At 55.1% G+C, this 13,279-nt stretch carries 16 protein-coding genes; 3 read left to right on the top strand and 13 right to left on the bottom strand.

The window, feature by feature from the left end:
• Positions 1–16: 16 nt before the first annotated feature.
• From NGM66_RS01155 to NGM66_RS01200, 10 genes are all read right to left on the bottom strand, one after another.
• On the bottom strand, positions 17–610 hold the full coding sequence (locus NGM66_RS01155; RefSeq protein ID WP_208908419.1) for a TetR/AcrR family transcriptional regulator: 594 nt from the start codon (positions 608–610) through the stop codon (positions 17–19).
• 51 nt (positions 611–661) lie between these two features.
• The gene (locus NGM66_RS01160) at positions 662–1,555 is read right to left on the bottom strand and encodes a lysophospholipid acyltransferase family protein (RefSeq protein WP_208908417.1); all 894 of its coding nucleotides are present in this window, start codon (positions 1,553–1,555) and stop codon (positions 662–664) included.
• Entirely contained in the window at positions 1,556–2,500 is a 945-nt protein-coding gene (locus tag NGM66_RS01165; RefSeq protein WP_208908415.1) for a glycosyltransferase family 8 protein, read from the bottom strand.
• 14 nt (positions 2,501–2,514) lie between these two features.
• Positions 2,515–3,336, bottom strand: coding sequence for a glycosyltransferase family 8 protein (locus NGM66_RS01170; protein WP_208910988.1), 822 nt, complete (start codon positions 3,334–3,336; stop codon positions 2,515–2,517).
• Complete coding sequence (locus NGM66_RS01175) at positions 3,336–4,076, bottom strand: 1-acyl-sn-glycerol-3-phosphate acyltransferase (protein ID WP_208908413.1); 741 nt, start codon at positions 4,074–4,076, stop codon at positions 3,336–3,338. The genes NGM66_RS01170 and NGM66_RS01175 overlap by 1 nt, the downstream gene beginning before the upstream one ends.
• Positions 4,077–4,242: 166 nt before the next feature.
• Positions 4,243–4,941: a type 1 glutamine amidotransferase gene (locus NGM66_RS01180; protein WP_208908411.1), complete on the bottom strand. Its 699-nt coding sequence runs from the start codon at positions 4,939–4,941 to the stop codon at positions 4,243–4,245.
• Between the two features lie 414 nt (positions 4,942–5,355).
• A complete protein-coding gene (locus NGM66_RS01185) occupies positions 5,356–5,898 on the bottom strand; it encodes a hypothetical protein (protein ID WP_208908410.1) in 543 nt (180 codons plus the stop codon).
• Positions 5,899–6,014: 116 nt separating this feature from the next.
• The gene (gene lpdD, locus NGM66_RS01190; protein ID WP_208908408.1) at positions 6,015–6,425 is read right to left on the bottom strand and encodes a prenylated flavin chaperone LpdD; all 411 of its coding nucleotides are present in this window, start codon (positions 6,423–6,425) and stop codon (positions 6,015–6,017) included.
• Between the two features lie 2 nt (positions 6,426–6,427).
• Complete coding sequence (locus tag NGM66_RS01195; protein WP_208908405.1) at positions 6,428–6,991, bottom strand: UbiX family flavin prenyltransferase; 564 nt, start codon at positions 6,989–6,991, stop codon at positions 6,428–6,430.
• Positions 6,992–7,005: 14 nt separating this feature from the next.
• On the bottom strand, positions 7,006–8,472 hold the full coding sequence (locus tag NGM66_RS01200) for a UbiD family decarboxylase (protein WP_208908402.1): 1,467 nt from the start codon (positions 8,470–8,472) through the stop codon (positions 7,006–7,008).
• Positions 8,473–8,931: 459 nt separating this feature from the next.
• Between NGM66_RS01200 and NGM66_RS01205 the strand changes: the two genes are divergently transcribed.
• The 3 genes from NGM66_RS01205 to NGM66_RS01215 are packed head-to-tail and all read left to right on the top strand — an operon-like array spanning position 8,932 to position 10,819.
• Positions 8,932–9,819 carry a LysR family transcriptional regulator gene (locus tag NGM66_RS01205; protein WP_208908400.1) on the top strand — a complete coding sequence of 296 codons (888 nt, stop codon included), beginning with the start codon at positions 8,932–8,934 and terminating at the stop codon, positions 9,817–9,819.
• Between the two features lie 2 nt (positions 9,820–9,821).
• The gene (locus NGM66_RS01210; RefSeq protein WP_208908398.1) at positions 9,822–10,382 is read left to right on the top strand and encodes a DUF1697 domain-containing protein; all 561 of its coding nucleotides are present in this window, start codon (positions 9,822–9,824) and stop codon (positions 10,380–10,382) included.
• A 26-nt stretch (positions 10,383–10,408) separates the two neighbouring features.
• The gene (locus NGM66_RS01215) at positions 10,409–10,819 is read left to right on the top strand and encodes a peptide deformylase (RefSeq protein WP_208908395.1); all 411 of its coding nucleotides are present in this window, start codon (positions 10,409–10,411) and stop codon (positions 10,817–10,819) included.
• A 70-nt stretch (positions 10,820–10,889) separates the two neighbouring features.
• On the opposite strand, the gene NGM66_RS01220 is transcribed toward NGM66_RS01215, so the two are convergent.
• The 3 genes from NGM66_RS01220 to NGM66_RS01230 all read right to left on the bottom strand — a co-directional run bounded on the left by NGM66_RS01220 (position 10,890) and on the right by NGM66_RS01230 (position 13,274).
• A complete protein-coding gene (locus NGM66_RS01220; RefSeq protein WP_208908393.1) occupies positions 10,890–11,258 on the bottom strand; it encodes a hypothetical protein in 369 nt (122 codons plus the stop codon).
• 119 nt (positions 11,259–11,377) lie between these two features.
• On the bottom strand, positions 11,378–12,778 hold the full coding sequence (locus NGM66_RS01225; protein ID WP_208908391.1) for a subtype B tannase: 1,401 nt from the start codon (positions 12,776–12,778) through the stop codon (positions 11,378–11,380).
• An 85-nt stretch (positions 12,779–12,863) separates the two neighbouring features.
• Positions 12,864–13,274, bottom strand: a complete 411-nt coding sequence (locus NGM66_RS01230) for a hypothetical protein (protein ID WP_208908389.1) — start codon at positions 13,272–13,274, stop codon at positions 12,864–12,866.
• Positions 13,275–13,279: the final 5 nt, after the last annotated feature.

Below are 13,279 nucleotides of genomic sequence, written 5' to 3' on the forward strand. Positions count from 1 at the left end.
CAACCGTTTTCTAGTGCTACAGGACTTGCAAGACCAAGCGCACTTGTTGGTCGACTTTTTCACGGGTTCCGGGTGCCAGGTGGCGATGATTGCGTAATAGGAGTTCGTCAAACAACGTCCGAATAAAGATCGACATCAGCGTATGTGCCAACGTCTGTAACTCTGCAGGCGTTCGGCGGGTCTGCAGGTTCAAAAACGACTTCACCAGGCTCGCCTGCACGCCGTCAAATGACTGAATCAACCAGGCTGATTGGTCGTCTGACAACATTTCGCGTTCACGGACCGTGATAAGAAAGGACTGGTAGCCCACCTCATCTTGAATGACCGTCGCAATTCCATCAAACAGCGCCATTACGTGGGTCTCGACGTCCGAACCGTCCCAATTATCTAATAGCTCATGTGCCACTCGCATGCGGCTATCGACGCCCTCGCGTACGATAACGTCGAGTAATTGGTGTTTTCCCTGGGGAAAGTAATAGTAAAGTAGCCCTTCCGCAATGCCCGCCTGTTCATTGATCTGGCGGGTCGAGGTACCGGCGTACCCCTTTTGGGCAAAGAGCTGTCGGCCAACGTCGATGATATTTTGTCGCTGTTGTGCACTTTTCTTCATGACTGTCGCTCCATCTTTCGCCGCCCTGGCAGCGAGGTTATTTACGTTTAATTATACCGTTTTTGACGGACCAATGGCTAGCGACTGTTGATCACCGCGCCAACCGGCAATGTCGTCGGGTTCCGCGCGGTAGGTCAGCGGCTTGCCGTACGCCGTTTCGTAGGCGGCCTTCTTTTGCTGGTAATCCGTGGCCATCATACGGCGACTATTCTCCCTGACCGATAACTGCGGGTCCGGATAAATCGTTGGCAAGACGTGCATCACGTAGCGGGTTTGGTCGAATTCGGCGTTGTCCACCCGCGGCAGGTCACGAATCTCCACGAAGCACGACACGACCGGCACGCCGAACTTGGCGGCGTAGTAGTACGCGCCACGCTTGACCGGCCGCGGCTTGCGGTAGTTGAACCACATTTCTTGTTCCGGATAGATCAGTAACAATTGCTGGTTGGCTAGCACCTGTTCGACCAATTGGGGAAATACCCGGCCGGCGTACTCCTTGTCATCGCTGATGGGGATGGTGTCGTAGTAAGTCATCAAATAGCCGATCAGCCCACCCATTTCCAAGTTCGTGTCACGACTAACGATGAATAGTCGCTTGCGTCCCGCGGCCCGCATCGTCTTGCGCACGACCGTGTTGTCCAGCGGGTTGAAGTGGTTGCTGGTGACAATGGCACCACCCGTTACGCCTTGCAAGTTGGCCAAGCCGTGAATCTCCGTGCGGCGGTTGAAGTAGCGCGTGGCCAAGTTGGCGACGCGCCGCGACACGTGGTTATTCACCCGATACGTAAGTGTGTCCCGTCGTGCCAAGTACTGGCGCAACAGGTCTTGTTGTTGGGGCTTGGTCAAAGTGGGATCAGCCACCTCCACTTTGGCGTTGAATTGTCCCGCCGCGGCATCGCGTTCAATGTTGGCCACGACTTGTTGCTTCATCCCACCAATAATCATTTAGCTCAGCTCCTTTTCCATTTGGTCCAAACTGGCCCGACTCTGACTGGCAAATACGTTCAACTGACCCAACAACCCCTGTTCTGTTTCCCGGTCCTTGGCGCGGTCGGCGTCAGTGTAGGCCTGCTGGATGGCCTGAATTTCCGGATAGTACGGTGATTGCGGTGCGATGGCCCAGAAATAATCGCCGTTTTGTGCGTCAGCGTAGTACCACGGCTTGCCGAACAGACTGTAGTGTAGCAACTTAGGTGCCGTGACGCGGGTCTGGGTCGTCGGCATCACGTTCCAAGCCCGGTCCAAGTGCAACACCCGGTTGCGGCACAGCAGGTTCAGGTAATCCTGGTCGGGGGCAATAAAGTCGACCCGGTAGTCGGTAAGACAGTGAATGAATTTTTCGTTAAACTGTTCTGCCCGCATCTGCTTGAGATTCAGCAACATCACCCCGGAATTGAAGTAATCGGCAATGGGCAGCCGGAGGTGTTGTTCCACGTAGGCCACACTCTGCGCATTATCCGCGGCGAAGGTATCCGCTACGGCACCCACCAGATTGTCCCCTAGCGGCTGGGCAAATAGTTCGGCCAGATCCGTGATCGTTACCACGTCGGCGTCCAAGTAAATGCCGCGGTCATACTGGGGAAACATGGCGGCAATGAACAAGCGGAAATAAATCGTCAGGGTGAAGGTGTCCCCGCGTAATTTCATATGCTCGCCACCCAACTGAGCCTTTAAGCTGTCTTGCATGGGCACGAAGCGAATCGTCACATTGGCGGTCGCCTGTTGGCCTAGCTTGGCTTGATTGGCGGTAGACAACTCATCGCACAGCACGATGATCTCGTACTGCTGGGCAGAATCGGCGTGAGCAATGATTGACGTCAGCGCGACGGACAGATATGGCGCGTAGGCGTCGTTGATGGAGAAGAAAACTGGAATCGTTGTGTTTGTCATGGTGAGGACTCCTTTTATAAGTTTGGAATCAATTTTTGATAATCCGCTAAAATATCATCATATTCATGAAGCTTCAATCGCTGGTGCATGGCCGTGACCTCCCACGGCTTGACGGTGAGGGTGTGGACCCACGGGAAGAACCGAAAGCTGGTCGTAAAGTGCTGAAAAACGGTGTCGGTGTGGAGGCGACGCTGTTCGTTGTACCGCCGTGGCAAGAGTCGCTGGTGCGTGACCAGTTGATGGAGCGCCGATTGGTCTGGCATAAACATCTCTTGGACTTGGCACAACTGCCGACTTCGGGCAAATAACCCCGTGCGCCGTATCTCTGCCAAATTCAACAACAGAACACCAGAATTCACGTAATCCCAACGCGGCCAATGCTGATGAAAGAACCAGCGGCCGTAGTGGTCCAAAACACCGGCGTACTCGCTGCCAGTCAGTTCTTGCCGATACATGGGTGACGGGTCGCGCCGACAAATGACGTCCGTGTCCAAGTACAACAGCCGATCCGGTAATCCCGGCACCTGATCCGCGTACAGCCGCAACACGCAACACGGCGTAAAGATCGTATTGCGATTGGCAGTTGGCGGCGTCTGCCGCACCAGCGCGCTCACATCTACTCGAGTGACCTGACTAGCCGGATTACGTTGTTTGACCAGGTGATCCAAGGCCTGCGCGGTGGTCGCCGTCAAGGGAAAGAACTGCCGCGCATCACTGGCCATCCGAGCCGTTAAGATGGTAATGTTGAGCGGTTCTGGGACCCATTTCACCAGGGACAGAATCGAGATCAACAAGCCGCGTTTCATATTGGCATCCCCACAATATAAAATATTCATCATTGCACCTCCCGATAGTGAACATAACTGATATTGGTCGTTGCGACCCGTTTGGCCATGCAGGCGTTCACCTGCTGCTCTAACTGCCGCTGCTGTTGCTTAGCCGATAACTGCGGGTCGGGGCGAAACGGGCCATCGACGTAAATGACCCGGCGTGGACGTCGCAACCACCGATGGCGATAGGTCACGGTAATCGCGTAGGCAGGCACCCGTTCGCTCACCGGAAAGTGGAAGGCCCCCGGATTAAACGGCCGCAGTCCCGGATAATACGGCCACACGTGTTCCTCGGGGTAAACCATCAGCCATTCTCCCGCCGCCAACTTGGTATGAACCGCACGGCGAAACGCCCGCATCTGCGAGAGCGTCTGTGGTGTCGGCACCGCCCCACCGAAAAGCGTCAGTGGGCCGATCACCGGAATCCCCAGGTTCGCAGGACTAGCTAAGACGTTAAATCGCTGGGCCGCGCCCAAGTACAGGGGTAACAGTACGTCGCCCGTAGGTTGGGTGTGATTGCCGTAGACCACACACGGTCCGGCCGTTGCTAACCGCCAGCCATTTTTAATCGTCATCCCGTGAGTGTGGACATACAGGATGCTAATGCCCTTGGCCAAACGTCGCACCCACCGACGTTGCCAGGCCCGTCCCGGCAACCGCCAATCGTAATCGCTAGGCAAACGCCAATGCTGATGCCGACTAGTGACCAAATCCTCTTGAAACGTTCGATAAGTCTTTTGCCGCAATGGTCTCATCTCCTAACTCACAAAATTAAGTGAGTGCTCAATTACCACACCACCAATATAGCACATTTAAAAGTGAATGCAAGCTCATTTTTAAAATTTTTCACTGTTGCCAAAAAAAGACAGCCCTCGTGAAAGGACTGTCAACGCTGTTTCGTATGCATGTGAGTTAGCTCAATTGGCCATTACCCGTTGCTGATTGATGCTTGGTGATGTAATCCAGCAACCGAAACGTTAAGGATTCCGTTTCAACGGATTCGGGATAATCGAGAATCTGCTGGGGCGTTTGGGCCAGGACGGAACCCGTCGCGTAGTCGCCGTCGTTGACCACCATTTCGCGAACGTTATTGGGCAAAGGTTCCAGGTGAAATTGCAGGCCAATCACGTTGTCACCGAGTAAGAAGCCTTGGTTGCGCAGGTGAGCGCTAGAAAAGAGTAGCTGGGCTTGCGGCGGTAGGTCAAACATTTCCTCGTGCCAGTGCAACACGGTCACTTCGGCCGGTACACCTGGAATCACGGCGCTTTGCCGGGTGACCGGGGCCCAGCCCACTTCCTTGACCGGCGCCGCATGAACGGCCCCACCCAGTTGCTTGACGATTTGCTGCGCCCCAAAGCAGACGCCAAAGATGGGCTTGTGCGCCGTCAATAATTGCTGAATCAACTGCCGTTCCGCCTTGATCCACGGCAAATCGTCGTTGGGACTCATCGGTCCACCCAAGATTACCAACATATCCGTCTGGTCGGCGGTCGGTAGCTGACCGAATTCGGCTGGATGGTAAATGTAAAGTTCGTGACGATTGGCGTTGGCCCAGCTCTGAATCGCACCGGGACCTTCGTCAGGCGTCTGTTGTAACACGTTCACCCGCACATTTGCTTCCTCCTTGTTATGATAGTTTTCATACAAATCATTGAAATCATGCCTGCGGCCACACGGTCCAATCTGGCGGACTCTCGGCTACAGAGATGCTTACAATTAAACTTGACTTCTTTCAGTGCCACTGATAAGCACCCACTCGCCGGAGTCAGTCAGCAGCGTTCCTCCATTAGGCGTTTTTACCAAGTTATCGTGGGGAATACTGCCAGACTTTCAATCTGAGCCGGAAGTGAAGTGAAATCTAGGCTCAGCCGGGGAATTTAGTAGCGTCTTTGGCTACTAAATTGGTGACTTTGAGACGTGACTTTCGGCTCAAAGCAAGGTTCGAGACCGGGCCTTGGCTCGGACCGTCCTTCCCCAGCGTTCCAGCCTAGAGTTTCACGTAACGGTAGGCGGACTACAGCCAGATCACTTGTAGTAAACTTCCCCGCTGAAGTGTTTGTTGCCGCGCTGTTTGGCGACTTGCTTGCTCTGGTAATAGTGTGCTGCGGTCCAGACGCCGGCCCCGCCGGCTTGGCTTAAAACTTGGACCCGTTTGCCCCGCACCGTTTTGGTCATGACCCGGTAAAAATCACCGTCGCCCATGACCTGATTCCAGCCGCGCACATTGAGCCATTGGCTGTGGTGGGCGTTAACTGGTACGACCGAGCTCCAAGAGATGTGGCGGTGAAATTTCGTCGCCGTCAATTTGTGCGCATGGATGTGGGCCAAGTATTTTGTCGCCTGCTGGTCGCCAGCGTAGTAGGTCCGTCCGGCAATCGTCCGCTTGCTAAAGGTCAGCGTCGACAGCTTCCCGTTGGCGTAGTGATACCACGTGTGCCGGTAGCGCTTGGGCAGTGTCTTCAGCGTGGTTTTGGCCTTGGCCTGCGCCGTGGTCGGTGTCGTCAGTTGACTGCCGCCGACCGTGGCTACGGTGGCCAGCACGGCCAGTCCGATTAACATTTTTTTCATAAATGAATCCTCCCCGATTCCAAACGAGTCCAGCCCATTTGTTACTCCCAATTATACGCTCGGAAGTCCGGGAATCGTGTTACAGATTGGCAACGGTTACTGAAAGATCCGGCGGGCTACTGCGGCTGTTCCGTATCGCTGTAATACTCTGGCGTTGGCGCCACCACGGGATGTTGCCGCAGCCATGCCACGATTTGCCGGCCCAGTGCCTCACCCATCGGCGCCGAGGCCGCAATCTGAGCCTTGGTGATCTGGTTCACGTGAATACCGGCCGTAATGGTACAACTGCCCGGCAAGACCGGTTGCACCACCTTCGCCACACGCTCACCCACAAAGTTATCCTTGTGAAAACGGCCATCGTGGCTGGGAAACTTCGTCGTCTGTAGCGGCGTGTCCTTGGTCAGCGTGGTCACGTCGCCGATATGCGGATTACTGCCACCGGTCACCACAATCAGCAGGTCCTTGCCAATCACGGTTAGGTCTGCGGTAATCGTATAGTCTTTTTGCGTCACGCTAAATTGTGGCATGTCTAATCGCCCTCCCAACGTTTTGCTTGGGGTGCCGCGATTCCGAATGCGTCCAGCACCTTCATCGTTTGGTGATCGACCAGGTCTTGAATGGTTTGCGGATGATTGTAAAAGGCGGGAATCGGCGGAATGATCTGGGCCCCCAACCGGGCTAATTTGGTCAGATTTTCCAAATGAATCACGCTTAACGGCGTCTCCCGGGGAACGATGACCAGTTTACGCTGCTCCTTGATGGTCACGTCGGCCGCCCGCGCCACCAGGTTATCGCCAAAGCCATACGCAATGCTGGCGACCGTCTTCATGCTGGCGGGCACGATGACCATGCCGTCATTGAGAAAGGATCCGCTGGCAATCGCCGCGCCCTGGTCCCGGTCACTGTAGACCACGTCGGCCAGTGCCTTGATGTCTGCCAACGTATAGTCGGTCTCTAACGCCAAGTTTTTCTTAGCCCAAGCGCTCATGACCAAATGGGTCTCCACGTCAGGCACGGCTTGCAGTTTTTGCAACAGGTCGATCGCATAAATCGTCCCGGAAGCACCGGTCACGCCAATTACAATCTTCTTCATTTTTTACCAGTCCTTTACTTCAAGTACTTCTGCCAATCCGGCACGTCCATGAACTTGGCCCGGACGAACTGATCACGCATATCAAATGGCACGGTGCCGTCGATCACCAATTTTGACGACATCCCCCGGGTCCGAATCGACTTAGGGTCGTACGCCGGCCGTTCGGAAGGGTCCAACGGGTGGTTGCGCATCCCCGGCAAGACCAGTAAGTCCTGATCCGCCTGGAACCGCGTGTTCACGGTCCACATCACATCGTTCATATCAAAAATATCGACGTCTTCATCCACCAAGATGACCGTCTTTAATTCCTTGAACGCCGAAAATGCCAGGAGCGCCGCTTGCCGCTGAATCCCTTCATCGGCCTCGTCTTCCTTGTGAATTTGCATGATGGTCATCAATTTGCCCCCACCAGCTGGCGGATTGTAAACGTTCAACACCTTACCCGGAATCGCCCGGTTAGTCAGCTCTAAAATGCTGGCCTCGGTGGGAATACCGGCCATGCTGACGTGCTCTTCGGAAGGCCCGATAACACTTTGCATGATGGGGTCCTTGCGGTGCGTGACCGCCGTGACCTTGATCACCTGAAGCGCGGGATTGGCGTCGCCATCGTAACCAGGAAATTCAGGCATCGCCTTGCCCGTGTGGGTGTTGATATCTTCTTGGATGCGTTCGTTCGGCATGATGTAGCCTTCCAGGGTAAATTCGGAACGGGCAATGGCGTTCTCGTCAACTGTTAACGCGGGCGTCAAGCCGACCGCCTCTTGGCGAATCGCCCCAGCAACGCCCAGTTCGTTGTAACCCAGTGGCGTGGTTGGTGGCTCGAACGTGCACCCAATAGTAATGGCGGGGTCCAACCCGATGTTGATGGTCACCGGCATCGGTTCGTTGGCAGCCTCATATTCCTTGGCAAATGCACCGATATGGCGGCCACCCGGCATGATATAAATGCCCAGCTTGTCCTTATCCTCTAGCACCATCCGGTGAATCGTCACGTCGCTCATGGTCTTGGCCTTGTTTGACCCCAGGACCACCCCCACCGTGATATAGGGACCGGCATCCTCAGGGGTGTTGGTCGGGGCCGCCACCAATTTACGAATATCAAAGTCTGGGTCGGTCGCCCGATGCACGACTTCGTGGGCCGGGGCGTCATCGACCATGACTGGCGGCACGGGATTTTCCACCGCATCATTTAAAAATTGTCCCAGTGTGTGGGCATCATGGTGAAACATCAACCCAACGCGTTGTCGACTGGCCATCAAACCGGTCAGGACCCGGGTGCCGGCAAAGCCCTTGACGTTGTTGAACATCATGGCTGGCCCCTCCTGAGTTGGCCGGGCGACGGTTCCCCCAGCCCCGATGTAGCGGTACACACCGGAAAGCTCGGCGTTGGGATCTACAGCCACATCCGTTGCGTGGTATTGCCCGGGATGCGTCTTGAGTTCTGCTAATACTTTACGTAAGTCATACGGTTCTTTTGTCATGTGCTGACCTCCTTGATTTCATCTACAATTACTAGCTTACGGGGGAAAACAGTTGCAAACAACTCACGTTTCGACTAACGTTATGCCTAACAGGAATAATAGCTAACGAATGGTACGCGCTGGCCGCCTCCTGTCCGCCAAATATGAGCCGGGACGCGGTGGGCGGCGGGACGAGCCACAGAGCGGTCTCGCCGCCTCGGCTGAGCTCATATTTGACGGACTTCCGGCTACAGTAGTGATTTACCAACAATTTCGTTTAACTATCGGCAACAGTTGGGCTAAGATCATATCTGACCGAACCCAGTGGCACTCGGTTGGCTGTTTTTTCTTGCCAATCCTGCAGACGAGTCGGAAGACCGCTTTCTAATCCGGGGTACTTCTCAAGCAAGCAGAAACGCTAGCTAGTAACCCCCGTTTTCACACTTCCGAACGATCACGCACTTTAGAAAGGACTTGCCCATGACGATTGATGATCTCTATAACTTCATAACTCTCTATCAAGTTCGTAATATCTCAGACGCCGCCGTTGAGCTGAACCTCACACAATCGGCGCTATCTAAACGGTTGAAGACGCTACAGACTGAGCTGGGTAGCACGCTAATTTCCACGCGCAACAAGCGCCGACTGACCATTACCGAAAGCGGCGAAGTCTTCTTCCGTTACGCCCAGACCATCACCGCGCAATACCAATTGATGACCACCGAACTGGCCGAATACCGTGACCTCAAGCGCGGCACCATTCACGTTGGCACGGTCCCAGTCATGGCACAATACGGTTTGGCCACGCAGATGAGCCAGTTCATGCAACGGTACCCGCAACTCAATATTCGCTTGGAAGAATTAGAAGGGGCCACGTTACTGAAAAAATTACAAAATCAGGAACTCGACCTCGGCATTCTTCGCGACGTCCAAAGCCAACAGCTCAACGCCTCCCAATTTGCCACCGTCAACTTAGCTGACGATACGCTCATCACGGTCCTGGCGGCGGATCATCCCCTCGCTGCTAAACCCCAATTGACCATCGCCGACCTGCGTCCTTACGAGGTGGTCAGCCTGAACCCCGGCTCCGGCGTGTACGAAAAAATGGGTGACCGCTACCAACAGGCCGGCTTCACCCCCAATATCCGTTTCACCACGCCACACATCGAGACGCTGCTGGCGATGATCAAAGGAACCACGCGGGTGACTTCTTTATTCGCCAAATCAGCGGCGCCCTTTTTGACGACAGACTTCGTGACGCGGCCCTTTGCTCACCCGCTTATTAGTCACCTCCAACTGGTCTACCCCCGCGGCACGCTGTCGGCGGCAACACAACGTTTTATCCAGACGCTGACCCAGGAGGACTGACCATGACCAACCTACTGATTCTGCGGGCCATCAACGCCGGTACCCCGCACCAACTCAAAATGGCCGACCTGCGCGACTGGTTACAGGCCGCCGGGGCCACGGCCGTCCAAACCGTCGGCAACACCGGTAACTGCTTGTTCGACTGCTCTGAAACGTCGGCCGTTTGCCAAGCACACATGGCCAACTTGTTGGCCACCCACGTCGACTTTGCCCAACCCTTTGGTCTACTGACGGGCGCTGCTTATCTTCACGACATGGCACAGGCCCCGAATTGGTGGGGGTCTGGCCCGACAAATCAGCACATGTTACTGGTTAAGTTGACGACCTATACCGCTGACCAGGACACCTGGCTGACCAGCCGGCTCACTGTTAACGACCGCGTGGCCATCACACCCCATCTGATCTTTTGGACGGTCACCGGCCAGGACTTCCGTCGTTCCGCTTACGGTCAGCTGAACGGCTCGCCATTTTATCAGCAAACCAGCACCCGCAGTTACCGGACCGCGATGCGTCTACAAACACGATTGACCCAACGTGGCGCGGCGGCGTGCTATACTAAGTAAATGCTTATTTTGGGAGGACCCTATTCATGATCAAACCTGTTATTCACGACCAAACGCGCCTGTCACAGCCATCCTCGCCGGCAACGGCAGCGGACGCGGCTATTGTTACCGACCTACTCGACACCTTGAAAGCCAATAGCGAAAATTGTGTGGGCATGGCCGCCAACATGATTGGCGTCAACCGGCGCATTATCGTGGTCGACCTGGGCATGCTGCCGATTGCCATGTTAAACCCGGTCATCACCAAACACGCCGGCCCGTATCAGACCAGCGAAGGCTGCCTGTCACTCACTGGCGAGCGACCAACACAACGGTACAAAGCGATCGACGTCGACTTTTTAAACGCCGCCTTTCAGCCGCAGCACCAGACATTCACTGGCTTTGTGGCCCAAATCATCCAACATGAAGTGGACCACTGCAATGGGATTTTGATTTAGGTCATGGCCCTAAACGCCCCATCGTCTCGCAAAAAAATAACCACCGAAACCATTTTGCTGATTTCGGTGGTTATTTGGTTTTCGGTCGTAATTTGCCCCATCCCCAACCAATCAGGGCGAGGTTAAAAATCATCAGTAACGCCCAGAGCCACAGGTAGTCGCTGATGGCGTCCGGGACTTGCGCGTGCCACAGGCCTAATGCCATGGCCACGACGATGATGCCGTTGATCAGTAGTCCCCATTGTTTGGTCCGACGCTGGTGCGCGAAGGCCGTCGCGATGGTGATGATGATCATGGCAGCCGTCGCCAAAAGATTGGTCCCTTGCCAGTAAAAGTCAACGCCCAAGCTGGTGGTCGCCGGTTGCAGCGACACGATCAGCAGGAACATCAGACTCCCGACCACATTGAGTAAGGGCACACAACCATACAGTCTCTGCATTTTCGTCACCCCTTTGTGTTCCCTTCATGATAGGGATTTTGCACACGAAAGTAAACCAAAACGCTGGGGTAAAGTTGTGTTGCATGACAAACTACCGACACCAGTAATCGTCTTAGTCGTTAACGGCACAAGCCATCGATCCAGTCAAAGAGTTCGGGCAGATCATAATCACCACTGTGCGGTGTCGCCCAAGGCAAAGCAAAGTCCACGTCATAGCCGCGATTAGCCAGCTTGGTCGCCAGAATCACGGGGATGGCAAAGGATGTGTCGCGGTCGGCGGCCCCGTGGCGAATCCGCCAGTGTGGCGCCACGTGACTCTGTTTTTTCAGTAAGTACGTCAACGGATTGATTGCCGCCACCAAGTCAGCGTCGGCCAAACTAGCGGTCACGGTGCTCTGAGCCTGCGCAAATGGCGTGAAATGACGGGCCGGCGTTAAGCGGCTACCAAACAGGTCGTTTTCAGGATTGCTTAAATCCAGCGCATCAAAGGCCGGCACTGATTTCATCCGCGTAATCGCCCGTAGATATTGTGGCCAGTCGATGCGGATCACAGTCGTACCGTTGACGATGACGCCGGCATACTTGGTCACGTCTTGGCCAGCAGACAGGGCAGTTTGTGCCGACTCCTTCAGGTCACGCAAGATCAAGGCCTTAAAACTCCCCTCACCCGTGTGGTCCAGTGCCAGCGGATTGCCAGCGCGGTCCTTGAGTTCGAGGCCATTTAAGTACGTGATGAAGGCTGCCTTGAGTTGCGGTGACAGCGCCAGTTCCCGTTCGCTGAGGTAGCCGTGAATCGGGGTACAAATTTGTCGATTATTTTCAACCCGAATCCGTTGGCGGTGCCACTGCTTGATGCCGTCAAATTCCCATTCGTAGGCGGCATCAGCGTGCTCCAGGTTGTGAATCGGACAGTAAGCAGATACGGCAAAAATATCGTCCGTGGCCGGTGCCGCACCCAAATCTTGCAGGCGGCTTTCAAAGAAATCGGTGTTGCCACTGGCACCCATCAGCGCTGACGTGGCGCCCCCGGCACTAGTTCCGTTGGTAATGATGCGTTCGGGATTACCCGGAAGACGACCGGCGTTGAACTTGACGTAGCGTACGGCCGCCTTCATGTCTACGATAAAGGCCGGGGCCTTCCCAATATTTTGGCCCTGACCATCCGTTTGACTACGGCCCCGCAGACCCGCCGAAACCACGACGTAGCCACGTTGCAGTGCCCGTAAGATGGTTTCACCACGGCTATAGACCGCCGGATTATCCGGAAAGTCGCGGGGACCCGGCAGATAGCCGCCCACCGTGTTCGGCATGAAGATCGGCGCGGTCACCCGTTGATAACCGTTGACTGTTCCGCCGCTAAAGTACGGCGCGGGAACGAAGACATTGAGACGTTGGATTGGGTCCACGGGCATCGTTACGTAGTTGAGGTCCATAAACGCCCGGTAGGTGACTGGTTGCCCGTCGAGCGGTACTGTGTGTTCTTGTCCCTGAGTTTCATCGAATCGTAAGGGCGTTGACATGCGAAATTCCTCCATTTCCAGTCCAGTGTTATTGCATCTACTGTAGTGGAAATTGGCCGCCGACGCAATTCATTTGCCAGGTTGCCTACCCGTGGTTACCTCGATGGATAATACTGATCAGCTCCCACCAATCCGGCAACGGCGCCCGCACCCCACCGGAAACGCGGGTGATCTTGGTCGGCCAGCTGACCTGATAGTCGATGGTCGCTTCGGCCAGGAGTTCCGTTTGGTAGCCTTTTAAATAACTATTCACCCGACCATCAAATTGGATCACATCCCCGCGCTTGAGTTGGCCCAATTGGCGAAACCCTTTCGTCAGATTAAACCACAGGTGGTCGGTCATCAGCCGATTGTCCCGCAATAGGCGGACCTCTCGTAACAGAAGCGTTACCTCCTGGCCACGGTATCCGGATTTAAGGCCGTAGCGCTCAAAAGTCCCCTGAAACCGGTGGCGGTCGTCGCTGCCCAATCGGGCCAAATGTTTACGTGCGTTCATCGTTG

Origin of the sequence: Levilactobacillus yiduensis (genome assembly GCF_024718525.1) — a bacterium.
Classification (GTDB): domain Bacteria; phylum Bacillota; class Bacilli; order Lactobacillales; family Lactobacillaceae; genus Levilactobacillus; species Levilactobacillus yiduensis.